Genomic DNA, 21,808 nt, shown 5'->3' with positions numbered 1-21,808 from the left:
GCGGTCAATGTGGGAGCTGGCTTGCCAGCGATCAGGCCAGCACATACCTGCACAATCAGTACAGGTTCGGCTCCATCTCCAACTCCACGCCGAACCGTTCGAGGATATCCGCCTGGATCTTCTGCGCCAGCGCATACATCTGCGCCCCGCTCGCCTGGCCATAGTTCACCAGTACCAACGACTGCAAGCGATGCACACCGGCGTCGCCATCACGGTGGCCCTTCCACCCCGCCTGCTCGATCAACCAACCCGCCGCCAGCTTCACCTGGCCACCGGCCTGCGGGTATGCCACCACGGTCGGGTAAGCGCTACGAATCTTGTCTGCCAGCTCCACCGTCACCACCGGGTTCTTGAAGAAGCTCCCGGCATTGCCCAGCTCGGCCGGGTCCGGCAGCTTCTCCTGGCGAATGCTGCAGATCGCATCACTGATGGCCTGGGCAGTCGGCTGCCCGACACCCTGCTCGGTCAAACGCTGACGCACCGGGCCGTAATCCAGGTGCGCCCGCAACGTCCGGTCAAGGGCAAAACGTACGCGCAGGATCAACCAACGCCCGGGGTTGCGCTTGAACAGGCTGTCCCGGTAGCCGAACGCGCACTCCTGCAGCGTGAAATCGCGCAGCTCGCCGGTCTCTCGGTCGAGCGCGGTCAGGCCGGCGAACACGTCCTTGATCTCGACCCCATAGGCGCCGACGTTCTGCATCGGCGCGGCCCCCACGGTGCCAGGGATCAGGCTGAGATTCTCCAGCCCGCTCAGGCCTTGTGCCAGGGTCCACTGCACGAAGGGATGCCAGGGCTCACCGGCCTCGGCCTCCACCACCACCCGCTCGCCGTCATCGCTGAGCAGGCGCCGGCCACGGCTGGCCATGTGCAGCACCAGGGCGTCGATGTCGCGGGTCAGCAGCAGGTTGCTGCCACCGCCGATCACCAGCACCGGCACCTGCCGCTCGGCGGCCTCGGCCAGGGCCTGACGCGCTTCCTCATCGTCATGGGCCTGGGTGAAGTAACGCGCACGCACATCGATGCCGAAGGTGTTGTAGGGCTTGAGCGATACCTGTTGCTGCCACGCCACCGTCATAACCGCCCCTTGATTTCCACCACCAGCTCGCGGCAGGCCGCCTCGATCAGGTCCAGGACCTGCTCGAAACCTTCGGCACCGCCGTAATAAGGGTCGGGCACTTCATCCAGCGCCGCGCCGTAGCGGCGCAGGAACAGGTCCAACTCGCCCTTGGCGTTGTGCGGGCGCAGTGCCTTGAGGTTGGCCAGGTTGCTGTTGTCCATGGCCAGGATCAGGTCGTATTCAGCGAAATGCGCCGCCTTGACCTGCTGGGCGCGCTGGCGCGACAGGTCGTAGCCACGCGCCAGCGCGGCCTTGCAGGTACGGCTGTCGGGGGCCTTGCCCACATGCCAGTCACCGGTGCCGGCAGACGCCACCTGCACCTGTTCAGCCAGGCCTGCGGCCTCCAGCTGGTGGCGCAATACGCCTTCGGCAGTGGGTGAACGGCAGATATTGCCGAGGCAGACGAACAGAACGCGCATCAGGCCTCCAGCAAGCGCCGCACGCGCTCCAGGTCTTCAGGGGTGTCGACGCCCACGGCCGGGGCTTCGATGGCATCGGCCACGTGAATACGCACGCCATGCCACAGCGCGCGCAGCTGCTCCAACGCTTCGGTCTGCTCGAGCCAGCATGGGCCCCAGCCGACGAAGTCCTGGAGGAAACCGACGCGGTAGGCATACATGCCGATATGGCGACGGTACGGCACACCCTCGGGCAGCACGTCACGCGCCTTGGCAAAGGCATCGCGGGCCCAGGGCAAGGGTGCACGGCTGAAGGTCAGCGCCAGGCCATGCTTGTCGCTGGTGACCTTGACCGCGTTGGGGTTGAACACGGTTTCCGGCTCGTGGATCGGCTCTGCCAGCGTCGCGATGCCGGCTTCGGGGTGCGCGGCGAGGTTGGCCGCCACCTGGTCGATGATCACCGGCGGGATCAGCGGCTCGTCACCTTGCACGTTGACCACGATGGCATCGGCCGCCAGCCCGAGCTGGGCGGCAACTTCGGCCAGGCGATCGGTGCCCGACTCATGGTCGGCGCGGGTCAACAGCACCTCGGCGCCGAACGCCTGGCAGGCCTCGACGATGCTGGCATCGTCGGTGGCGATGACCACGCGCTTGGCGCCGCTCTTGCGCGCCTGCTCCCACACATGCTGGACCATCGGCTTGCCGGCAATCGCCAGCAGCGGCTTGCCCGGTAGGCGCGTGGAGCGCAGCCGGGCGGGGATCACCACGGTGAAATCCAGGCTCATTTGTCCAGGCGCTCTTCATCGGTCAGGGTGCGCGCTTCGGTTTCCAGCATCACCGGGATGCCGTCGCGGATCGGGTAGGCCAGGCCCGCGCCCTTGCTGATCAGCTCGGTCTTGTCGGCGCTGAGCTTGAGCGGGCCCTTGGTGATCGGGCAGGCCAGGATATCGAGCAGTTTGGTGTCCATGGGGTTTCCTTGAGGCCAGTGGCCGGAAAATGAAAAAGGCTCAGGGGCGGCCGGGCAGCAGGCGGTCCAGCTGTGCGTCGAACCAGGCGGCAAAGGCCGCCGAAGGCAGCGCATCGACCGCCAGGTACCACCAGTCGTCGGCGGCGAAGGGCCGGCACTTCACCGCATCCTTCTCGGTCATCACCAGCGGCAGCGGCGGGCTGAACGACAGCAGCTCACGGCTGTACGGCGCATGGTCGGCGAACGGGTGCGGCAGCGGCTGCCAGTTTAGCCCCTGCAGGGTATTGAAGAAACGTTGCGGGTTGCCGATGCCGGCCACGGCATGCAGTGCCTGGCCAGCAGGAAACAGGTCAAGGCCACGGCGCTCGCCGCTGCGCAGGTTGATCAGCGCGGTGGGCTGCAGGCGAAACGCGAAGCCTTGGTCACGGTCGGCCGCGGCGCCATTGAACAACACCGCGTCGGCCTCGTGCAGGCGCTCGGCCGGCTCACGCAGCGGCCCGGCGGGCAGGCAGCGGCGGTTGCCCAGGCCACGGGCGGCGTCGATCAGCACCAGCTCCAGGTCACGGGCCAGGCGATAGTGCTGCATGCCGTCATCGCAGAGGATCAGGTCGGGCGCATCGCTGGCCAGCAGCGCCTGCACGGCGCGAGATCGGTCAGGGTCGATCATCAGCGGCACGCCAGTACGCTGGACGATCAGCAACGGCTCGTCGCCAGCCTGTTCGGCGCTCTGCTCGGCGGCGACGCGCCAGGGGTATTCAGGCGGCTTGGCACCATAACCACGGCTGACCACGCCAACCTTGAGCCCACGCTTTCGGCAGTGCTCGATCAGCCAGAGGATCATCGGCGTCTTGCCGGTACCGCCAACGGTGATGTTGCCCACCACTATCACTGGCACCGGAGCCCGGTAGCTGGTGCTCTGACCACTGAGGAAGCGCGCGCGCTTGCGCATCACCACCCGGCGGTACAGCGCCTCCAGCGGGCGTAGCAGCGCCAGGGCTGGATGACCGTTGTACCAGGCCGCGAGCAGGCGATCGGCGAAGGCCATCAGTGTTTACCCTGCGCAGCCTCGACGGTGGTCATGCGCAACTTGCTGAAGCCGAGCTTGCCGGCCGCATCCATTGCGGTGATCACAGCCTGGTGCGGGGTCTTGCCGTCGGCGCTGATCGCCAGCGGCAGGGTGATGTCACCGCCGGATTCCTTCTCGATCGCCTCGGTCAGGGTGTCCAGGTCGCTCTTGGGCAGCAGGTGATTGTTCACCGAATACACACCCTCGGCGCTGATGGAGATTTCCACCAGCTTGCCCTGGTCGGCCGGCGCCTGCTCGGCACTGGTGGCCTCGGGCAGTTCGACGCGCAGTTGCGTCTCGCGGGTGAAGGTGGTGGTGACCACGAAGAACAGCAGCAGCACGAACACCACGTCGATCAACGACGCCAGGTTGATGTCGACGTTCTCGCGCTGACGGTTGCGCCGGAACTTCACGCCTTGCCTCCGGCCACTTCCACTTCACGATCGCCCTGCAACACTTCCACCAGTTTGATCGCTTCCTGCTCCATGCCCACCACCAGCTCATCGATGCGGCGCAGCAGGAAACGGTGGAAGAACACCGCCGGGATACCGACCATCAGGCCGGCGGCCGTGGTCACCAGGGCCTTGGAAATACCCCCGGCGAGTACTGCGGCGTTGGCGGTCATCTGCGAGCCCATGAAGGCGCTGAAGATGTCGATCATGCCCAGCACCGTGCCCAGCAGGCCGAGCAGCGGGGCCATGGCAGCGATGGTGCCGAGGGTGCTGATATAGCGCTCCAGCTCGTGGATGACCCGCGAGGCGGCTTCCTCGATGCACTCTTTCATGATCTCGCGGCCATGGCGCGAGTTGGCCAGGCCTGCGGCGAGGATCTCGCCCAGCGGCGAATCGGCGCGCAGGGCCTTGAGCTTGTCACTGGTGAGTTGCTTGTCCTTGATCCACATCCACACCTGGCCCAGCAGGTGCGGCGGGGTGACACGGCTGGCGCGCAGGGTCCACAGGCGCTCGACGACGATTGCCATGGCAACGATGGAACTCAGGATGATCGGCAGCATCATCCAGCCACCGGACTTGACCAATTCCCACACAGTAAGCATCCCCTCGGAAAAGGCCGCCACTCTACCATACGCACGCGGGGGGCTCATCTGCCGGAGGTCAGGGAAATCGCAGGGTTCGACTTGGGACTTGCGAGGTGGCGCAAATCGAGCGCCGCCCGCGCGGCGCATCGCTGGCAAGCCAGCTCCCACATTTGTTTCGGGCCAGTCTCTCCTGTGCCATTACCTGGTCCGCCTTGTTGGTACGACGCGGTTCTGGCGTGGTCGCTAACGCTGCTTCACATGACTCAAGACATGCGCCAAAACGGGCAGCGGTACTTTCACAGGACTCATTGGCCCGAAACAGATGTGGGAGCTGGCTTGCCAGCGATGCGCCGCGCGGGCGGCGCTCGATTTGTGCCCCACCACAACACCCAAGGCATGCACCCCAAACATCCAGCAAATATTCATTCCTGATCGCGCCAGAACCGCCGCTGCCCCCGCCCCCCTTCCACCCCACCATGGCGCCCCAACCACAACCGCAGTGCGCCCTCCAAGGCCGTGTCATGAATGCTCATACCCTGCCGCCGATAGCGCTCGATAACCTGCGGATGAGGATGCCCGAACCCATTGTGCCGCCCGCGCGATATCAACACCCCGCGCGGGGCCATGGCCCTGATGAGCGCCTCGCTGGACGACGTGCGGCTGCCATGATGCGGCGACTGCAGCCAGTCGATGCGCGGATCCTCCGTCGCGGCCAGCCAGGCCCGCTCGGCCCCGGCCTCCATGTCGCCTGCCAGCAACAGCCGCTCGCCATTGGCCTCGACCCGCAGCACACAGGACCGCTCGTTGCTATTGGGCCCGGCCGGCCATTGCCAGAGCTCGAAATCGACACCATCCCATTGCCAGCGCTCGCCACTCTTGCAGGGCTGGCCACGCAAGCCTGCCGCCAACGCCGTCGCTTCGCCGGCCAACACCCGTTTCACCGGCAGCCCACGATGAACGGCTACGGCGCCCCCGGCATGGTCGGCATGGGCATGGCTGATCAGCATCAGGTCCAACTGCCGCACCCCGAGCTTGCGCAAGGTCGGCAGCACCACGCTTTCCCCAAGGTCGCTTGCCCCCATCGCGGGGCCGGCGTCATACAACAGGCTGTGCTGGCGGGTGCGCAGCAACACCGCCAGCCCTTGGCCAACGTCCAGTTGCCAGACTTCGACCTGGCCATGCGGCACCTGCTCACGTGGCGCCCACAGGGCCAGCATCAGGACCGCACCCGGCGCACGCAAGGGCACGCCCCGAGGCAACAGCACCAGCAACGCGCCAAGCCCCACCAGCAGCCCGGCCCACAGCGGCAGTGGCTCGGCAATCCACGCCGGCACAAGCCTTGCCACCTGGGTAAGCCAGCCAAACAGGCCGTGCAGCGAAGCGCCCGCCAGCCACAACAGCCCCTCCCCCAGCCAGGGCAGCGGCAACAGCGCGGTACCGAGCAAGGCCAAGGGCAGCACCGCCAGGCTCAGCCACGGCACCGCCAGCAGGTTGGCCAGCGGCGCCGTAAGGCTGATCGGCAGGCCCAGCGCCAGCAGCACCGGCAGCAGGCCCACGGCGATCACCCACTGCGCCCGCGTCCAGGCCCGCCAAGGCCGCCAGGCACCCAGCCGGGCAGAAAAACACAGCGCCAACACCGCCACGGCGGCGAACGATAGCCAGAAGCCCGGCAACAGGCTGGCCAGCGGCTCGACCAGCAACACCCCCAGCAGCGCCAGCAACAAGGGCAGCCCCACGCCCAGCTGGCGAAAGCGCAGGCGCCACAGCAGTACCACCGCCAGCATCAGGCAGGCACGCTGTACCGGCACGCCAAAGCCCGCCAGCCAGCCGTACAACAGCGCCGCCCCCATGGCCAGGCCGCAGGCCCAGGGCAACCAAGGCAGGCGTCGCGGCCAGGCGCCCAGGCGGGCCAGCCCGGCCACCCCGCCATAGACCAACCCGGCCAGCAGCCCGATATGCTGCCCGGAGATCACCAGCAGGTGGACCGTGCCGGTGGCTTGCAGGGCCTGCCAGTCCTGGCGCGCCAGCCCCGCGCCATCGCCCAGCACCAGCGCCGCCAGGGCCGCCTCACGCCCATGGGCATCGACTGCCAGCAAGCGTTGGCGGATACCGTCACGCCAGTCATGGGCGGGAGCGCCCAGCCGCTCACCCGCCTTGACCGTGCCGCTCGCGCCGGTCCGCCGTGCCAGCAGGGTAGCCTCGCGGTCCGGGCCATGGGGGTTGAGCAACCCATGCGGGCGCCGCAAGTTGACCGCCAGCCGCCAGCGCTCCCCGCCGCGTAACCCAGGGCCATCGAACCAGCTCAGTTGCAACCGCTGCGGCAACTCGGCCCGACGCGAGCTGGTCTGCTCCAGCTCGAAGCGCACACCGTGCTCGGTGCGCGCCGGCAGGCCGACCACCCGCCCCTCCAGCCACAAGGTGCGCCCGTCCAGTGCCACGGCCAGCCGATCATCCAGTGCCTGCTGCGCCGACCAGCACGCCCAGCACAGCCCCAACAGGTAACAGCCAAGCGGCCAGCCCCGCGTACGCAGGCAGGCCAGCCCCAGCAATAGCAGTGCAAGCAACCACCCGACCGGTGGCAGAGCAGGCAGAAAGCGCAGGCTCAACAGCCCGAGCACGAGCGCAAGCATCCCTGTGCGCATGAGATAGAGCTCCAGAAGCGAAAAACGCCCCTGAGGCTTAGCTGATCAAGAGGGAAATCCTGCTAAACAATTGTCACAAACTCTGAACGAGGCTGCGATTCAATCAAGGCATACTGACGCCCTTCAACCCCGCCGGGAGCCCACATGCCGCGCCGTCTGTTCAAACGCTACATGCCGGACCCGACCAGCATCCGGGAACACAAGTCGTTACGCTTTTTCGGCAAGCTGCTCCACGACCCCAACCTCTGGCACCTCAACCGTCACTCGGTGGCGCGGGCCATGGGCGTCGGGCTGTTCGCGGCGTTGATCCCCATCCCCATGCAGATGCTGCTGGCCGCCGCCCTGGCGATCCCGGTGCGCGGCAACCTGCCCATCGCGGTGAGCCTGGTGTGGCTGACCAACCCGCTGACCATGCCGCCGGTGTTCTTCGTCACCTACATGACCGGCGCCTGGCTGATGCAGGTACCGCCGCGCACGCTGCCCGAAGAGATCACCGTCGACTGGGTCACCGACCAGCTGGCAACGCTGTGGCAACCCTTCCTGCTGGGCTCGGTGGTGTGCGGGGTGGTGCTTGGCGTACTCGCCTACTTCACCACCCAGTTCTACTGGCGCTGGTGGGTGGGCCGGCAGTGGCGCCGGCGCCAGTGCCGCTGCCTACGCCCGCATGCCGCGGCCACTGACCAGCAGGCGGATGCACAGCAGGTAGAGCAGCGCGGTGGCCACCAGCATGAAGGTGATCGCGGTGCCAATGCTGATGTCCGACACCCCTAGGATGCCGTAGCGGAACGAGTTGACCATGTGCAGCACCGGGTTGGCCAACGACACGGTCTGCCAGAACGGCGGCAACAGGGTAATCGAGTAGAACACCCCACCCAGGTAGGTCAGCGGCGTCAACACGAAGGTCGGGATGATCGAGATATCGTCGAAATTGCGCGCGAACACCGCGTTGACGAAGCCCAGCAGCGAGAAGATGGTCGCGGTAAGCAACACCACCACCACGGTCACGCCCAGGTGATGCACCTGCAAGTGGGTGAAGAACAGCGACAGGATCGTGACGATCACCCCCACCGCCAAACCACGCAGCACACCACCCAATACGTAGCCGACCAGGATGATGTGCGGCGACACCGGCGACACCATCAGCTCCTCGATGGAGCGCTGGAACTTGCTGCCGAAGAAGCTCGACACCACGTTGCCGTAGGAGTTGGTGATCACCGACATCATGATCAACCCTGGCACGATGTACTCCATGTAGGTGAAACCGCCCATGTCGCCGATCTGCCGGCCGATCAGGTTGCCGAAGATCACGAAGTACAGAACCATGGTGATCGCCGGCGGCAGCAGGGTCTGCGGCCAGATACGCAGGAAGCGCCGCACTTCGCGGTAGACGATGGTGTTCAGGGCCACCCAGTTGGTGCGCAGCTCCACACTCATACGGCCACCTTCGACAGGTTTTTTTCCACCAGGGACACGAACAGCTCCTCGAGTCGGTTGGTCTTGTTGCGCAGGCTCTGCACCTCGATGTTCTTCAGCGCCAGCTGGCCGAACAGCGCGGTGATACCGATTTCCTTCTCCACCTGCACTTCCAGGGTGTGCGGGGTGATCAGCCGGCACGGGTAGCCATGCAGCTCAGGCGCAGCGGGCAGGTCGTGCTTGAGGTCGAGCACGAAGGTCTCGACATGCAGCTTGCCCAGCAGCTGGCGCATGCTGGTGTTCTCGACGATGGTGCCGTGGTCGATGATGCCGATATTGCGGCACAGCTGCTCGGCCTCTTCGAGGTAGTGAGTGGTGAGGATGATGGTGATGCCCTTCTGGTTGAGCTCGGTGAGGAAGCTCCACATCGAACGGCGCAGCTCGATGTCCACCCCCGCGGTCGGCTCGTCGAGGATCAGCAGGCGCGGTTCGTGGATCAGCGCCCGGGCGATCATCAGGCGGCGCTTCATGCCCCCGGACAGCGAGCGCGACTGCACGTCACGCTTGTCCCACAGCCCCAGTTGGGTCAGATACTGCTCGGCACGCTCCTTGGCCAGCTTCGGCGGGATGCCGTAGTAGCCCGCCTGCGTGACGACGATGTCGAAGGTCTTCTCGAACTGGTTGAAGTTGAACTCCTGGGGTACAACGCCCAGGCAGCGCTTGAGCGCAGCCGGCTCGCGGTCCAGGTCGTGGCCGAACACGTTGACCGTGCCGCTGGTCTTGTTAACCAGGGTCGAGAGGATGCCGATGGTGGTGGACTTGCCGGCGCCGTTGGGGCCCAGCAAGGCGAAGAAGTCGCCTTCGGCGACGTCCAGGTCGATGCCCTTGAGGGCCTGGAAGCCGTTGCCGTAGGTCTTGGTCAGCTGTCGGATGGACAGGGCGGAACTCATAGCGGGTCACGTACCGGATAAAGAATGGTTCAGGACACGCCAGGCAAAGTCACTGGCGCAGTGAGTGCGGCCATGGTGCAAGGGCCGGCCGCACAAGTACAGTCACATCTATTGATAATGACTATCGAAGTGGCGTCACGTCAGGGCAGTCATCACCGCCGCCTGGTAGGCCGGGCGTTGCTTGAGGCGCTCGTACCAGGCCTCCAGGTGGTACATGGACGGGCGCTCGATGGGCATTTCGAACCAGGCGTAGATGAAGCTGCCCAGGGGGATGTCGCCCATGCCGATCTGCTCACCGGACAGGTATGGCTGCTTGCTCAGGGTTTCGTCGGCGATGGCCAGCAACTGGGCGCACTGCTTGTGCGCGGCGTTGATCGCCACCCAGTCGCGCTGGTCTTCAGGGGTGCGCAGCAGGCCCCAGAACAATGGGCGGAACGGGGTGGCGAAGGACGAGGTGGTCCAGTCCATCCACTTGTCCGCCAGGGCACGTTGGCGTGGGTCGTCGAGGTACCAGCCCTGCTCTTCGCCGTACTCGGCACACAAGTAGCGGACGATGGCGTTGGACTCCCACAGCACCAGGTCGCCGTCTTCGAGCATCGGCACCAGGCCGTTGGGGTTGAGGGCTCGGTAGTGCGGTTCGTTGACCACGCCGAAGGCGCCGCCGGCGTCGATGGATTCAAAGTCCAGGCCCAGTTCGTGGGCGATCCACAGCGCCTTGCGCACATTGCTTGAGTTCTTGCGGCCCCAGATCTTCAGCATGGCGATGTCCTTATGAATGCGGGAGGGGGACAGTCTACTCCAGGCTTGGGCGTTGTGTGGGGGTGTGAGGGCCCTATCGTGGGGCAAGCCCGCTCCCACGCAGCACCCACCGTGGGAGCGGGCTTGCCCCGCGATAGGGCCGTCTGCCAATAGAGATCGCGTGGGGGCTGACAGGTGTTCGTCGCAAGGTTTCTGGCGCCTATGAGATCGAGCGCCGCCCGCGCGGCGCTTCGCGGGTAAACCCGCTCCCACAGTTTGTTTCGGGCCAATGAGTCCTGTGAAAGTACCGGCGCCTGCCTTGGTGCATGCCTTGAGTCATGTGGGGCGGCGGCAACGCCCACACTGAAACCGCGTCATACCAACAAGGCGGACCAGGTGATGGCACAGGAAAGACTGGCCCGAAACAAACGGTGGGAGCGGGTTTACCCGCGAAGCGCCGCGCGGGCGGCGCTCGATCTCAAGAACGCTGCAAGGCTCTCGCCTGGCACCTGATCGCCCTCACGCGGTAACCAGCCAGGACCGCCAAAGGCCTACCACTCAACCCGTAAGACATTTCCGAACCTGAAACCAAATGCTTCAGCCTGCAGCGCTTGGGAACTATCCTACGCGCCTGCCGGAAGCTGCTGCGTTGTCGGGGAAACACCACAGGGATAACTTCACCCGGTCGCCACATTTGGTGACCGGGTGTGAGAACCCGACCACATATGACAACCAGCGGTTCCCTAATGGTGGCCGTGTGCGGGCAGACTTTGGTCTGGCCGGGTTTGTCCTATGTCCCGGTTTCTCACCTCGTACACGGCCGCCACCCTCACCTCGTGAGAAAGGATCTGGATGGTGGTTTTCAATGACCGCATAGGACTCTTTATCATGAAAAAAATCGTCCCCGATCCACCCCGCTTCTTCCCCTACCTAACCGTCTCCCCCGACCTCACCCCCGAAGCCGCCCGCGCCGAAGCCACCTCGCTGATGGCCTGCCTGCGCGAAGTCCTCGACCTGTACTTCGACACCAACTGCGAAGAACAACGCCAGACCCTGCTGAACACCTGCGTCTACCTGAACCAGCTGCTCTACCCCCTGATCCGCCACGAAACGGGAGCACGGCCATGACCGCTCCGACCGACCATGGCAGCACCTCAGGCACCACCCCCTGCCTGGAGCTGTTCCGCATCCAGCCCGGCATCCCCTTCCAGCACGCCTTCGACGAGTTGTCGGTACTGCTCGGCTGCATCCGCCACCTCACCTGCGAAGCCGAAATGGAGAACGACATGCTCGCCGGCAGTTCGGCGCGCATCCTCAGCGCCATGGCCAAGGCGCTGATCGATGACATGGAGCTGGGAATGAATCGCTCCGATTGATCCAATGGCCTCATCGCGGGGCAAGCCCGCTCCCACGATTGGAATGCAGTTCACATGCGTGGGAGCGGCGGTTCGCCGCTGCGACTTGCCCCGCGATGGCCAAACGAACTCTTGGCGCCCCGCCGTGTCAGTCCTCCTAGCCCGTCTAAGCTCTGTGGGTCGGCTGAATGCCCCCTGGTTTCAAGGAGGAAGGATCATGTTGCTGTTGTGGTTGCTGGTATTGGTATTGGGCGCTGCGTACCTCACGCACCGTCGCTTGCCCCCTTTGCAGATCCTCGCGGCGATGGCCGCCTACACCTTGCTGATGGGCCTGTTCAGCCATGCCCCCGGCTGGCTGCTGACGCTGATCTGGGCAGTGATCGCCATAAAGGTCGCCTTCATCGCCCTGCCCGAAATACGCCGCAAGCTGTTCACCGAGCCCGTATTCAAGTGGTTCCAGCGCACCCTGCCGCCCATGTCGCAAACCGAACGCGAAGCCATCGACGCCGGCACCGTGTGGTGGGACGGCCACCTGTTCAGCGGGCGCCCGGACTGGAACACCCTGCTCGCCTACCCGGCCCCGAAACTCAGCGATGAAGAACAAGCCTTCATCGACGGCCCCACCGAAGAACTATGCGCCATGGTCAGTGACTGGCAAATCGGCCAGGACCTCGACCTGCCGCCCGAAGCCTGGGCGCATATCAAGCAGCATGGCTTCTTCGCACTGATCATCCCGAAAGAGTACGGCGGCAAAGGTTTCTCGGCCTATGCCCACTCGCAGGTGGCGATGAAACTGGCCACTCGCAGCGGCGACCTGGCCTCCACGGTGATGGTGCCCAACTCCCTGGGCCCGGCCGAACTGCTGCTGCACTACGGCACCGATGAACAACGCAACCACTACCTGCCGCGCCTGGCCCGTGGCGACGAGATCCCCTGCTTCGCCCTCACCGGCCCGCTGGCCGGCTCCGACGCCGGCGCCATGCCCGACACCGGCATCATCTGCAAAGGCCAATGGCATGGCGAGGAAGTCATCGGCCTGCGCCTGAACTGGGAGAAGCGCTACATCACCCTGGGCCCGGTCGCCACCTTGCTGGGCCTGGCGTTCAAGGCCTACGACCCGGACCACCTGCTCGGTGATCAGGAAGAACTGGGCATCAGCCTGGCCCTGATCCCCACCGACACCCCAGGGGTGGAAATCGGCAAGCGCCACCTGCCGATGGGCGCCGCCTTCATGAACGGCCCCAACAGTGGCAAGGATGTGTTCGTGCCGCTGGAGCAGCTCATCGGCGGGCAGCAGATGCTCGGCAAGGGTTGGATGATGCTGATGAACTGCCTGTCGGTGGGCCGCTCCATCTCGCTGCCCGCAGTCGGCACCGGCGCGGCCAAGTACACCAGCCTGGTCACCGGCCAGTACGCACGTGTTCGCGAGCAGTTCAACGTGCCGCTGAACGCCTTCGAGGGCATCCAGGAATCCCTGGCACGCATCGGCGGCAATGCCTGGCTGATGGACAGCGCCCGCCTGCTCACCGCCAAGGCCGTGGACCTGGGCGAAAAACCCTCGGTGCTGTCGGCGATCCTCAAGTACCACCTCACCGAACGCGGCCGCGAATGTATCCAGCACGCCATGGACGTGCACGGCGGCAAGGGCATCATCATGGGCCCGAACAACTACCTGGGGCGCAACTGGCAGGGCGCGCCGATCTTCATCACCGTCGAGGGGGCCAATATCCTCTCGCGCAACCTGATGATCTTCGGCCAGGGCGCCATCCGCTGCCACCCGTTCGTGCTCAGGGAAATGGCCCTGGTCGGGCGCGAAGACCACGACCACGCACTGAAGGAATTCGACGACCTGCTGATGCAACACATCCTGTTCGCCGCTGGTAACGCCGCCAGCACCCTGGTACTGGGCCTTGGCCTGGGGCATTTCGAGAAGGTGCCGGGCGACGCCCTGAGCCAGGGCTACTTCCGCGCCCTCAACCGCCAGGCCGCGGCCTTCGCCCTGCTGGCCGACCTGTCGATGATGCTGCTCGGCGGCGCGCTCAAACGCCGCGAACGGCTCAGCGCCCGGCTGGGCGACGTGCTCAGCTACCTGTACCTGGCCAGCGCCGCGCTCAAGCGCTACCACGACCTGGGCTCGCCCGAGCACCTGCGCCCTCTGCTGCGCTGGGCGCTGGAGGAAAGCCTGGGCAAGGCCGAGCAGGCCCTCGATGCGTTACTGGACAACTTCCCCAACGCTTTCATCGGCTGCGCCCTGCGCCTGCTGGTGTTCCCGTTCGGCCGCCGCCACACCGGGCCCAGTGACGAACTGGATGCCGAAGTGGCCGCACTGATCGGCCGCAGCAAAGGCGATGAAGCACTGGAACAAGTGCTGGCCGGCTGCTTCCGGCCACAGGCCGAGGGTGATCCGGTGGCGGCACTGCAACGGGCCTGCGATCTGCTGGATGAGGTGGCACCCTTGCAGGCGGTCCTGCACAAAGCACTCAAAGCGGGCGCGGTGCAACTGCAACCGGGCCAGTCGGCGATCGATGCGGCGGTGCAGGCCGGAGTACTGCAGGCGGCCGACGGGCAACGCCTGCAGGCCGCCGAGCAGGCCAGGCGGGCGGTGATCGATGTGGATGCGTTCGACAAGGAGCAACTGTTGCCGGTACCCGGCAAGGTGCGCTGAGGATCATCGCGGCGCACAGCCGCTCCCACGGTGTGTAGCGTGGGAGCGGGCTTGCCCCGCGATTGGCGTATACTGCGCCCCTGTTTAGAACCACCGAGGACCACCCCATGGCCAACCCCCAGCTGGACTATCACCTGCAACTGCTGCATCACCTGCGCACCATCCTGGCCGCGCTGGGCGAGGCCGAGCAGGTGCCCGAGGAGAGCCACGCCCTGTTCCTCGAACGCTACGACGAACTGCTGACCCTGCTCCCGCAAGACCCGCTCGAAAGCCAGTACCTGGGCCAGGACCTGCTGTGCCAGGTGATCCAGCGCTACCCGCAGATCGCCCACCTGGTGCCCCGCGACCTGCTGTGGTTCTTCGGCGGTGACTGCCTGCACTTCATGCCGGACGACGAGCTGGCGCTGTACCAGCAACTGGAGGAGCGCCGCTACGAAGCCGAACAGAACGACGAACCGTTCGACTGGCACCAGGAGAAACAGCTGCTGACCCACAGCGGCCAGGGCAACACGCACTGATTCGCAAAACGCCCCACCCTACCGCGTGGGGCGTGCTTTCCTGAAACGGCTGCATTTTTCTGTCGAAACCTCGAACGCCCGTCCTTGCAAAGCCATCAGATCGAACCGCTTCAACAATGACTTGCCAGGCTCGCGCATCGAGTCGATGGAAGTCTCGTTCGACAACAAGGCCTGTTGGCTGATGTTCCCGAGCATCGAGGCCGTCCCGGTGGATCGCGCGGCCTGATAAAGGCCAAAAAAAAACGCCACTCCGAAGAGTGGCGTTTTTCATGTTTGGAGCGGGAAACGAGACTCGAACTCGCGACCCCGACCTTGGCAAGGTCGTGCTCTACCAACTGAGCTATTCCCGCAAAGTGAAGCTTTACCGCATTTGGCGTGAAGCGCCATGAAGACCTTCACCACCTGCACCGTACAAGACGACGCCATTGAAACTGGAGCGGGAAACGAGACTCGAACTCGCGACCCCGACCTTGGCAAGGTCGTGCTCTACCAACTGAGCTATTCCCGCAATATGGCGTCCCCTAGGGGACTCGAACCCCTGTTACCGCCGTGAAAGGGCGGTGTCCTAGGCCACTAGACGAAGGGGACTAAGCCGACGCTTTGCAGCGCACCAGAACATGAACCTCACGATTCAGCCTGGATTTTCTTTTCCTGCCCTGCCGCAGCAGTGCCGGAGAAACTGGAGCGGGAAACGAGACTCGAACTCGCGACCCCGACCTTGGCAAGGTCGTGCTCTACCAACTGAGCTATTCCCGCATTGGCGTCCCCTAGGGGACTCGAACCCCTGTTACCGCCGTGAAAGGGCGGTGTCCTAGGCCACTAGACGAAGGGGACACAGCTACATCTTCACTCCCTGCCGCGTTTCGCTGTGTGCTTTACGCTGCAAGTGGCGCGCATTCTATGGATGCCATGGAAAGCCGTCAACCCCTTTGTAGAAATTTATTTAAATCAATGACTTCCCGCTTTCCTATAAGGTGCTGACAGGCGCGCCCAGGGATTGGCGTTGATTTTCTGACGGTAGCCCGGCAAGCTCATGGCAATGCGCCAGCATCTGGAGAAATCCAGACTGCGGCCGACATATACCAGTACATGAGGCCAACGGCGAACGGCACGCCCCAACGCTGTCCGCCAGGCTGCACTGTTCGCTTTTCGGCGAACTCACTACACTCTCGTACAGATGCAAAACTTCTTCATGAGGCGTTTACGGTGACACCACTTCTGATCACCCTGCTTATCGTTGCGGGTATCGCATTGCTGATCGTGATCGGCTACCTCAACAACGTGGTCGAGAACAACAAGCTCGAACGCGTCCGGCTCAAGGTAGAACTGGCCGATCGTCTGCGCCGCTGCGGTGAAATCACCGAAACCTTCCCCGGCCAGTTCATGACTCCGGCGCTCAAGCTGCTTCTGACCCGCCTGGAACTCAACCTCAACCAGCGCCAGCTGGCCCTGGACAAGCACAGCGCCGAGCTCAAGGCGCGCATCGCCGAACTTGAAGGCCTGATCGCTCAGGGCGACAAGATCCCGGTGAGCAACCCGCCCTCGCCTATCCACACCGAGGTCAAGGCCAAGGACGTGCGCTTCTTGCTGGAGCTGCTGCACAATCAGATCGTGCGCGCTACCCAGGAAGGCTTCCTGGCCACCAACGAGGGCAAGTACTGGGTCAAGGAGATCCGCCACATCCTGGTGCTGCTGCACATCGAGTTCTTCAACAACCTGGGCCAGCAGGCGCTGCAGCAGAACCAGCCGGGCCAGGCGCGGTTGGCCTTCGAGCGTGGCGTGCAGTACCTGCGCAAGCAGCCAGAACCTAAACAGTATGAAGAGCAGCTTACCTATATGGAGAAGCTGCTGAACCGGGCCAACGCCCAGGTACTGGACCAGATGGAGCCGGCAGCGGACGACCAGAACGCACTGACCGAAGGCCTCAAGACCGACGAAGACGAAACCTGGAAAAAGCGGGTCATCTACGACTGATCGGATTCATGTGAAAGCCTCATCGCCGGCAAGCCGGCTCCCACAGGTACAGCGCTTGCCTTGAAAACGGCACGACCCATGTGGGAACCGGCTTGCCGGCGATGAGGCCAACACAGGTGACACAAGAAAGGGGCCTTCGCAGGCCCCTTTGTTCATTTCAGCAATCCGTCAATTCCAGAAAGATCGCCGCCAGGTGCTCCAGCCCAGCCTGATCGGCCTCAGTGAAACGCCCGACCTTCGGGCTGTCCAGATCAAGCACCCCAATCAGCCGCCCATCCTTGAGCAACGGGATCACCAGCTCGCTGTTCGACGCACTGTCACAGGCGATATGCCCTGGAAACGCGTGCACGTCTTCCACCCGCTGGGTCTGCCGGGTGGCCGCCGCCGCGCCGCACACGCCCTTGCCGAACGGAATGCGCACGCACGCCACCTGGCCCTGGAACGGCCCGAGCAACAACTGCTCGTTGCGGTTGAGGTAGAACCCCGCCCAGTTCAGGTCGTCCACCTGGTTGTACAGGAAGGCCGAAAACTGCGCGGCATTGGCGATGAAGTCACGCTCGTCGGCGAACAGCGCCTGCACTTGCGCGGCCAGCAGGGCGTAGCCGTCGAGGCCTTGGCCACTGGCGTTGAGGTCGATCATTTATTTCTGCTCCAGCAATTGCAGCCCGACCCAGTAGCGGGCGAACTGATAGGCACAACGGCCATTACGGTTGCCGCGGCCGGTGGCCCAGCGCACGGCGAGAATATCGAGTGCTTCGCTACGCTGCCAGGCAAGCCCTGCCTGGCGCGCCAACTGGCCGATCCAGTGCTCGACCACATTTAGGAAGTGTTCCTGGCTGAAGGGGTAGAACGACAGCCACAGGCCGAAACGGTCGGACAAGGCGATCTTGTCTTCCACCGCTTCGTTGGGGTGCAGCTCGCCGTCGACCATCTTCCAGTTTTCGTTGTCGCTCTGTTTTTCCGGCACCAGATGGCGGCGGTTGGAGGTGGCGTACAGCAGCACGTTGTCCGGGGCCTGCTCCAGCGAGCCATCGAGCACGCTCTTGAGCACCCGGTAGTCGCCCTCCCCGGCTTCGAACGAGAGGTCGTCGCAGAACAGGATGAAGCGCTGTTCGAGCTTTTGCAGTTGCTCCACCACACGCGGCAGGTCGGCCAGATGGTCGCGCTCGATTTCGATCAGGCGCAGGCCATTGCCGGCGTGTTCGGCCAGCAGCGCACGCACCAGCGACGACTTGCCGGTGCCGCGCGAACCCCACAGCAAGGCGTGGTTGGCCGGCATGCCGTTGATGAACTGGTGGGTGTTGCGCCCCAGCTGGTCACGCTGCTGGTCGACGCCGATCAGGTCGGACAGGCGGATGTCGAGGCTGACCTCAAGCGGCATCAGGTAGCCGCTGCGGCCATCGCGCTGCCAGCGGGCGGCGAGGGTTTGCGACCAGTCGATGTGCGGGCGCGGGGCGGGCAGCAAGGGTTCGAGGCGCGCCAGGACGGATTCGGCGCGGTCGAGAAAAGCGGTAAGGCGGGCGTCCATGGCGACTCCTATTGATTTCAGTTTTTTCGGGCCGCTGCGCGCTCCATCGCCGGCAAGCCGGCTCCCACAGTGAAAGGTGATTACCTGTGGGAGCCGGCTTGCCGGCGATGGGGCGCGCAGCGGCCCTCAATCGACGATCAACTGAAATGAACAGACAGACCCGCCAGCAGCCAGGGCTGATCGGCTATGCTTGCGCAGCGCACGGAGCACATCACCGGCTTGGGACCCATGGATATCAAGTTCACCAATCGCCTGTCATACAAGCAAGCCCGGTTGACAGTCCTGGTCGGCTTCATCCTGGGAACATTGCTCAGTCTCATCCAGATCGGCATCGATTATGCCAGCGAAGACGCGTCCATCAACCGTGAAATTCAGGCGCTGCTGAAGATCAGCCACGACACCGCCTCACGGATTGCCTACAACATCGACACCGAGCTGGCCCAGGAACTCACCGGTGGCCTGCTCAAATCTCCGGCGCTGCTGCGCGCCCGCCTGATCGACAACAACGACACGGTACTGGCCGACACCGAGCGCCCCAGGCTGGAAAGCCGCTACCGACCGCTGTCGGACTTCCTGTTCGGCGAGCAGCGCCAGTTCCAGGACCGCCTGTACTTGGCACACATGCCTGGCGAATACCTGGGCACCCTGTACCTGGACGTCGACACCTTTGCCTTCGGCGGGCGCTTTCTCGACCGCGCCGGGGTTACCCTGCTCAACGGTTTCGCCCGCAGCCTGGTGCTCACCGGCATCCTCCTGGCGCTGTTCTACCTGATGCTGACCAAACCGCTGGTCACGGTGATCAGCGCCTTGAGCGGTGGCGATGCGCGCACGCCGCGGCAAACCCGGGTGGACTGCCCCAAGGGCCATGAAAACGACGAGATCGGCGTGCTGGTCAAGGTCGCCAACCAGCAGTTCGTCAGCATGGCCACCGAGATCCAGCAACGGCGCAACGCCGAGAACCGCCTGACGCAATACCTCAACGAACTGGAAGACATCGTCTCGGCCCGCACCAACGAGCTCAAGGCCAGCAACAACCGCCTGAGCCAGTCCAACCAGGAGCTCGACGAGGCGCGTCAGCGTGCCCTGGGCATGGCCCAGGCGCGCGCTGCCTTTTTGGCCAACATGAGCCACGAAATCCGCACACCGCTCAACGGCATGCTCGGCATGATCGCCCTGGCCCTGGACAGCCCCCTGGCCGGCGAACAACGCCAGCAGCTGTCAATCGCTCACGACTCGGGCAAGGTGCTGGTGGAACTGCTCAACGACATTCTCGATCTGTCCAAGTTCGACGCCGGCCAGCTGGAGCTCGAACGCATCCCCTTCGACCTGGGGGCAATGCTCGAAGACACCGCCAACCTGCTGTCGCAGAACGCCGCGGCCAGCGTCGAACTGACCTGCCTGATCAGCGCGAACTTCCCCAGCAGCGTGCTTGGCGACCCCACTCGGGTCAGGCAGATCGTCAGCAACCTGCTGTCCAACGCGCTCAAGTTCACCCGCTTCGGGCGCGTCGACCTGCGCCTGTCGTGCATCGTCGGTGGCGTACGCCTGGAGGTCAGCGACACCGGCATCGGCATCCCCGAGGAGGCCCAGGCGCGCATCTTCCAACCCTTCACTCAGGCTGGCGCGGGCATCACCCGCCAGTATGGCGGCACCGGCCTGGGCCTGGCCCTGACCCACAACCTGTGCAAGGCCATGCAGGGCCGCCTGCACATCCAGTCCGAAACCGGCTTTGGCAGCCGCTTCAGCGCCGACCTGCCGCTGCCCGCCCACACCGAGGCGATCCCGCCGGCGCCGCTGGCCGGGCGCGTGGTGGCACTGACGAATGCCGGCAGCGGCCTGGCCGAGCTGCTGCAAGGGGTGCTGCCGGGTTGGGGGCTGGACTACGTGCGGATCGACGCGGCCAGCGAACTCAACGGGGTCGTCGACCTGCTGATCACCGATGACCTGGACCCGGTACTGGCGCTGCGCCCAAGCATCCAGGCGCCGATCCTGCTGGTGACCGCCTACGGCAGCTTCCTGCCCAGCGAGCAGGCCACGCAACTGGCCCCCCTGCAGCAACTCGCCCGCCCCCTGGCGCGCAACGCCCTCTATCACACCCTGCGCCGCACCCTGCAGGGCGAGGCCAACGCCCCACTGCCCCATGAGGTGTCGCTGGCACAGGAACGTCGCGCGCGCATCCTGCTGGTCGAGGACAACCCGGTGAACCAGCTGGTGGCCAAAGGCTTGTTGGGCAAGCTCGGCTGCCAGGTGCAGGTCGCCGCCCAGGGCGCCGAAGCCCTGGAGTTTCTGGAGCAGGAAACCTTCGACCTAGTGCTGATGGACTGCAACATGCCCGTGATGGACGGCTACGAAGCCAGTCGGCGCATCCGCCAGAGCGGACGCTGGCCGGAACTGCCCATCGTCGCCCTGACCGCCAACGCCATGCCCGAGGAGCGCGAACGCTGCCGCGCCGCCGGCATGAACGACTACCTGGCCAAGCCGTTCCGCCGCGAAGAGTTACTGGCGCTGATCGATCATTGGGTGCCGCTCAGCTCTTGAGCAAACGCTCGATGTCGGCCTCCAGGGCCTGGGGCTTGGTGGTCGGCGCGTAGCGGATGACCTTGCCGGTGGCCGGGTCGAGCAAGAACTTGGTGAAGTTCCACTTGATCTTCTGCGAACCCAAAAGGCCCGGGGCACGCTGCTTGAGCGCGGCGAACAGCGGGTGGGCGCCGGGGCCGTTGACCTCGACCTTGCGAAACAGCGGGAAGCTCACGCCGAAATTGACCTCGCAGAACTGCGCGATCTCGCGGGCATCACCCGGTTCCTGCTTGCCGAACTGGTTGCAGGGGAAGCCCAGTACCACCAGCCCTTGCTCGCGGTAGTCCTGCCACAGGCGCTCCAGGCCCTTGTACTGCGGGGTGAAACCGCACTGGCTGGCGGTGTTGACCACCAGCAGCGCCTTGCCGGCGAAATCGCCCAGCACTTTCTGCTCGCCACCGAGGGTGACACAGGGGATGTCCAGCAGTGCATCGGCCATGCGTTTGCTCCTTCAATCGCGGGGTTTGAGGTCCAGGCACACCGAGTTGATGCAGTAACGCAGGCCGGTCGGTGGCGGGCCATCGGGGAACACGTGGCCCAGATGGGCGTCGCATTGCGCACAGGTGACTTCGGTGCGGATCATGCCGTGGGAGGTGTCGCGGATCTTGATCATCGCGGCCTCTTCGATTGGCTGGTAGAAGCTCGGCCAGCCGCAACCGGAGTCGAACTTGGCCTTGGCGTCGAACAGCGCCAGGTCGCAGCAGATGCAGTGGTAGATACCGTCGCGCCGCTCGCTGTTGTACTTGCCGCTGAACGGCCGCTCGGTGCCTTTGAGGCGGCACACCTGGTACTGGTCGGGGTCGAGCATGGCGCGCCACTCGTCCAGTGTCTTGTCGATCTTTTGCATGAAGGGACCTCGGCAGG

General features: G+C 64.8%; 22 protein-coding genes and 5 tRNA genes. 7 read left to right on the top strand and 20 right to left on the bottom strand.

Annotated features, from left to right (window positions below; genetic code table 11):
- Positions 1 to 55: 55 nt before the first annotated feature.
- From murB to LOY51_RS07930, 8 genes are all read right to left on the bottom strand, one after another.
- A complete protein-coding gene (murB, locus tag LOY51_RS07965; protein ID WP_125857890.1) occupies positions 56 to 1,075 on the bottom strand; it encodes a UDP-N-acetylmuramate dehydrogenase in 1,020 nt (339 codons plus the stop codon).
- Entirely contained in the window at positions 1,072 to 1,536 is a 465-nt protein-coding gene (locus LOY51_RS07960; RefSeq protein ID WP_125857889.1) for a low molecular weight protein-tyrosine-phosphatase, read from the bottom strand. Before LOY51_RS07960 ends, murB begins: the two co-directional genes overlap by 4 nt.
- Positions 1,536 to 2,300, bottom strand: coding sequence for a 3-deoxy-manno-octulosonate cytidylyltransferase (kdsB, locus tag LOY51_RS07955; RefSeq protein ID WP_125857888.1), 765 nt, complete (start codon positions 2,298 to 2,300; stop codon positions 1,536 to 1,538). Before kdsB ends, LOY51_RS07960 begins: the two co-directional genes overlap by 1 nt.
- Entirely contained in the window at positions 2,297 to 2,482 is a 186-nt protein-coding gene (locus tag LOY51_RS07950; protein ID WP_125463219.1) for a Trm112 family protein, read from the bottom strand. The genes kdsB and LOY51_RS07950 overlap by 4 nt, the downstream gene beginning before the upstream one ends.
- Before the next feature lie 40 nt (positions 2,483 to 2,522).
- Positions 2,523 to 3,527: a tetraacyldisaccharide 4'-kinase gene (gene lpxK / locus LOY51_RS07945; protein ID WP_125857887.1), complete on the bottom strand. Its 1,005-nt coding sequence runs from the start codon at positions 3,525 to 3,527 to the stop codon at positions 2,523 to 2,525.
- Positions 3,527 to 3,961, bottom strand: a complete 435-nt coding sequence (gene pocB, locus LOY51_RS07940) for a flagellar polar localization protein PocB (RefSeq protein ID WP_258645599.1) — start codon at positions 3,959 to 3,961, stop codon at positions 3,527 to 3,529. The genes lpxK and pocB overlap by 1 nt, the downstream gene beginning before the upstream one ends.
- The gene (gene pocA, locus LOY51_RS07935; RefSeq protein ID WP_138221286.1) at positions 3,958 to 4,593 is read right to left on the bottom strand and encodes a flagellar polar localization protein PocA; all 636 of its coding nucleotides are present in this window, start codon (positions 4,591 to 4,593) and stop codon (positions 3,958 to 3,960) included. The genes pocB and pocA overlap by 4 nt, the downstream gene beginning before the upstream one ends.
- A 413-nt stretch (positions 4,594 to 5,006) precedes the next feature.
- A complete protein-coding gene (locus LOY51_RS07930) occupies positions 5,007 to 7,226 on the bottom strand; it encodes a DNA internalization-related competence protein ComEC/Rec2 (protein ID WP_258645597.1) in 2,220 nt (739 codons plus the stop codon).
- 144 nt (positions 7,227 to 7,370) lie between these two features.
- On the opposite strand from LOY51_RS07930, the gene LOY51_RS07925 reads away from it, so the two are divergent.
- A complete protein-coding gene (locus LOY51_RS07925; protein WP_258645595.1) occupies positions 7,371 to 7,997 on the top strand; it encodes a DUF2062 domain-containing protein in 627 nt (208 codons plus the stop codon).
- On the opposite strand, the gene LOY51_RS07920 is transcribed toward LOY51_RS07925, so the two are convergent.
- From LOY51_RS07920 to LOY51_RS07910, 3 genes are all read right to left on the bottom strand, one after another.
- On the bottom strand, positions 7,881 to 8,660 hold the full coding sequence (locus LOY51_RS07920) for an ABC transporter permease (protein ID WP_125463214.1): 780 nt from the start codon (positions 8,658 to 8,660) through the stop codon (positions 7,881 to 7,883). The genes LOY51_RS07925 and LOY51_RS07920 overlap by 117 nt on opposite strands.
- Positions 8,657 to 9,589: an ABC transporter ATP-binding protein gene (locus tag LOY51_RS07915; RefSeq protein ID WP_125857883.1), complete on the bottom strand. Its 933-nt coding sequence runs from the start codon at positions 9,587 to 9,589 to the stop codon at positions 8,657 to 8,659. Before LOY51_RS07915 ends, LOY51_RS07920 begins: the two co-directional genes overlap by 4 nt.
- Before the next feature lie 135 nt (positions 9,590 to 9,724).
- Positions 9,725 to 10,348, bottom strand: a complete 624-nt coding sequence (locus tag LOY51_RS07910; protein WP_258645592.1) for a glutathione S-transferase — start codon at positions 10,346 to 10,348, stop codon at positions 9,725 to 9,727.
- Positions 10,349 to 11,215: 867 nt separating this feature from the next.
- Between LOY51_RS07910 and LOY51_RS07905 the strand changes: the two genes are divergently transcribed.
- The 4 genes from LOY51_RS07905 to LOY51_RS07890 all read left to right on the top strand — a co-directional run bounded on the left by LOY51_RS07905 (position 11,216) and on the right by LOY51_RS07890 (position 14,865).
- A complete protein-coding gene (locus LOY51_RS07905) occupies positions 11,216 to 11,455 on the top strand; it encodes a hypothetical protein (RefSeq protein WP_125857881.1) in 240 nt (79 codons plus the stop codon).
- Entirely contained in the window at positions 11,452 to 11,703 is a 252-nt protein-coding gene (locus tag LOY51_RS07900) for a DUF3077 domain-containing protein (RefSeq protein WP_258645589.1), read from the top strand. The genes LOY51_RS07905 and LOY51_RS07900 overlap by 4 nt, the downstream gene beginning before the upstream one ends.
- Before the next feature lie 196 nt (positions 11,704 to 11,899).
- Positions 11,900 to 14,347, top strand: coding sequence for an acyl-CoA dehydrogenase (locus LOY51_RS07895; protein WP_258645586.1), 2,448 nt, complete (start codon positions 11,900 to 11,902; stop codon positions 14,345 to 14,347).
- Positions 14,348 to 14,454: 107 nt separating this feature from the next.
- A complete protein-coding gene (locus LOY51_RS07890) occupies positions 14,455 to 14,865 on the top strand; it encodes a PA2817 family protein (RefSeq protein WP_125857878.1) in 411 nt (136 codons plus the stop codon).
- A gap of 274 nt (positions 14,866 to 15,139) precedes the next feature.
- Here the strand turns inward: LOY51_RS07890 and LOY51_RS07885 are convergent.
- The 5 genes from LOY51_RS07885 to LOY51_RS07865 form a co-directional block, all read right to left on the bottom strand.
- Positions 15,140 to 15,215 (bottom strand) — tRNA-Gly (locus LOY51_RS07885).
- An 82-nt stretch (positions 15,216 to 15,297) separates the two neighbouring features.
- A tRNA-Gly gene (locus tag LOY51_RS07880) sits at positions 15,298 to 15,373 on the bottom strand.
- Positions 15,374 to 15,377: 4 nt separating this feature from the next.
- Positions 15,378 to 15,453, bottom strand: a tRNA-Glu gene (locus LOY51_RS07875).
- A gap of 92 nt (positions 15,454 to 15,545) precedes the next feature.
- A tRNA-Gly gene (locus LOY51_RS07870) sits at positions 15,546 to 15,621 on the bottom strand.
- 2 nt (positions 15,622 to 15,623) lie between these two features.
- Positions 15,624 to 15,699 (bottom strand) — tRNA-Glu (locus tag LOY51_RS07865).
- A gap of 372 nt (positions 15,700 to 16,071) precedes the next feature.
- Here LOY51_RS07865 and LOY51_RS07860 point away from each other — a divergent pair.
- On the top strand, positions 16,072 to 16,839 hold the full coding sequence (locus LOY51_RS07860; protein ID WP_125463203.1) for a hypothetical protein: 768 nt from the start codon (positions 16,072 to 16,074) through the stop codon (positions 16,837 to 16,839).
- Between the two features lie 157 nt (positions 16,840 to 16,996).
- Here the strand turns inward: LOY51_RS07860 and msrC are convergent, their stop codons facing one another.
- Together msrC and LOY51_RS07850 are read right to left on the bottom strand one after the other, a co-directional pair.
- Positions 16,997 to 17,479, bottom strand: coding sequence for a free L-methionine (R)-S-oxide reductase MsrC (msrC, locus tag LOY51_RS07855; protein ID WP_258645582.1), 483 nt, complete (start codon positions 17,477 to 17,479; stop codon positions 16,997 to 16,999).
- Positions 17,480 to 18,367, bottom strand: coding sequence for an ATP-binding protein (locus tag LOY51_RS07850; protein WP_258645580.1), 888 nt, complete (start codon positions 18,365 to 18,367; stop codon positions 17,480 to 17,482). It abuts the gene before it with no gap.
- Positions 18,368 to 18,553: 186 nt separating this feature from the next.
- On the opposite strand from LOY51_RS07850, the gene LOY51_RS07845 reads away from it, so the two are divergent.
- Complete coding sequence (locus LOY51_RS07845; protein ID WP_258645578.1) at positions 18,554 to 20,905, top strand: hybrid sensor histidine kinase/response regulator; 2,352 nt, start codon at positions 18,554 to 18,556, stop codon at positions 20,903 to 20,905.
- On the opposite strand, the gene LOY51_RS07840 is transcribed toward LOY51_RS07845, so the two are convergent.
- Both LOY51_RS07840 and msrB read right to left on the bottom strand, forming a co-directional pair.
- Positions 20,895 to 21,383 (bottom strand): glutathione peroxidase, encoded by a 489-nt coding sequence (locus LOY51_RS07840; protein WP_258645577.1) that lies wholly within the window; start codon positions 21,381 to 21,383, stop codon positions 20,895 to 20,897. The genes LOY51_RS07845 and LOY51_RS07840 overlap by 11 nt on opposite strands.
- 12 nt (positions 21,384 to 21,395) lie before the next feature.
- Complete coding sequence (gene msrB, locus LOY51_RS07835; protein WP_258645574.1) at positions 21,396 to 21,791, bottom strand: peptide-methionine (R)-S-oxide reductase MsrB; 396 nt, start codon at positions 21,789 to 21,791, stop codon at positions 21,396 to 21,398.
- Between the last annotated feature and the right edge of the window lie 17 nt (positions 21,792 to 21,808).

This window comes from Pseudomonas sichuanensis, assembly GCF_024749065.1.
In the GTDB taxonomy this organism is placed as follows: Bacteria; Pseudomonadota; Gammaproteobacteria; order Pseudomonadales; family Pseudomonadaceae; genus Aquipseudomonas; species Aquipseudomonas sichuanensis.
This window is presented reverse-complemented; position numbering and strand designations above follow the sequence as displayed.

Excerpts from the sequence above, each read along its gene's own strand:
- LOY51_RS07850 (WP_258645580.1), bottom strand. The coding sequence starts at position 18,367 with ATGGACGCCCGCCTTACCGCTTTTCTCGACCGCGCCGAATCCGTCCTG.
- LOY51_RS07920 (WP_125463214.1), bottom strand. The coding sequence starts at position 8,660 with ATGAGTGTGGAGCTGCGCACCAACTGGGTGGCCCTGAACACCATCGTC.
- kdsB (WP_125857888.1), bottom strand. The coding sequence starts at position 2,300 with ATGAGCCTGGATTTCACCGTGGTGATCCCCGCCCGGCTGCGCTCCACG.
- LOY51_RS07905 (WP_125857881.1), top strand. The coding sequence starts at position 11,216 with ATGAAAAAAATCGTCCCCGATCCACCCCGCTTCTTCCCCTACCTAACC.
- LOY51_RS07910 (WP_258645592.1), bottom strand. The coding sequence starts at position 10,348 with ATGCTGAAGATCTGGGGCCGCAAGAACTCAAGCAATGTGCGCAAGGCG.
- LOY51_RS07960 (WP_125857889.1), bottom strand. The coding sequence starts at position 1,536 with ATGCGCGTTCTGTTCGTCTGCCTCGGCAATATCTGCCGTTCACCCACT.
- LOY51_RS07895 (WP_258645586.1), top strand. The coding sequence starts at position 11,900 with ATGTTGCTGTTGTGGTTGCTGGTATTGGTATTGGGCGCTGCGTACCTC.
- msrC (WP_258645582.1), bottom strand. The coding sequence starts at position 17,479 with ATGATCGACCTCAACGCCAGTGGCCAAGGCCTCGACGGCTACGCCCTG.
- LOY51_RS07890 (WP_125857878.1), top strand. The coding sequence starts at position 14,455 with ATGGCCAACCCCCAGCTGGACTATCACCTGCAACTGCTGCATCACCTG.
- murB (WP_125857890.1), bottom strand. The coding sequence starts at position 1,075 with ATGACGGTGGCGTGGCAGCAACAGGTATCGCTCAAGCCCTACAACACC.
- LOY51_RS07900 (WP_258645589.1), top strand. The coding sequence starts at position 11,452 with ATGACCGCTCCGACCGACCATGGCAGCACCTCAGGCACCACCCCCTGC.
- LOY51_RS07925 (WP_258645595.1), top strand. The coding sequence starts at position 7,371 with ATGCCGCGCCGTCTGTTCAAACGCTACATGCCGGACCCGACCAGCATC.
- LOY51_RS07845 (WP_258645578.1), top strand. The coding sequence starts at position 18,554 with ATGCTTGCGCAGCGCACGGAGCACATCACCGGCTTGGGACCCATGGAT.
- msrB (WP_258645574.1), bottom strand. The coding sequence starts at position 21,791 with ATGCAAAAGATCGACAAGACACTGGACGAGTGGCGCGCCATGCTCGAC.
- LOY51_RS07950 (WP_125463219.1), bottom strand. The coding sequence starts at position 2,482 with ATGGACACCAAACTGCTCGATATCCTGGCCTGCCCGATCACCAAGGGC.
- LOY51_RS07915 (WP_125857883.1), bottom strand. The coding sequence starts at position 9,589 with ATGAGTTCCGCCCTGTCCATCCGACAGCTGACCAAGACCTACGGCAAC.
- LOY51_RS07930 (WP_258645597.1), bottom strand. The coding sequence starts at position 7,226 with ATGCGCACAGGGATGCTTGCGCTCGTGCTCGGGCTGTTGAGCCTGCGC.
- LOY51_RS07840 (WP_258645577.1), bottom strand. The coding sequence starts at position 21,383 with ATGGCCGATGCACTGCTGGACATCCCCTGTGTCACCCTCGGTGGCGAG.
- lpxK (WP_125857887.1), bottom strand. The coding sequence starts at position 3,527 with ATGGCCTTCGCCGATCGCCTGCTCGCGGCCTGGTACAACGGTCATCCA.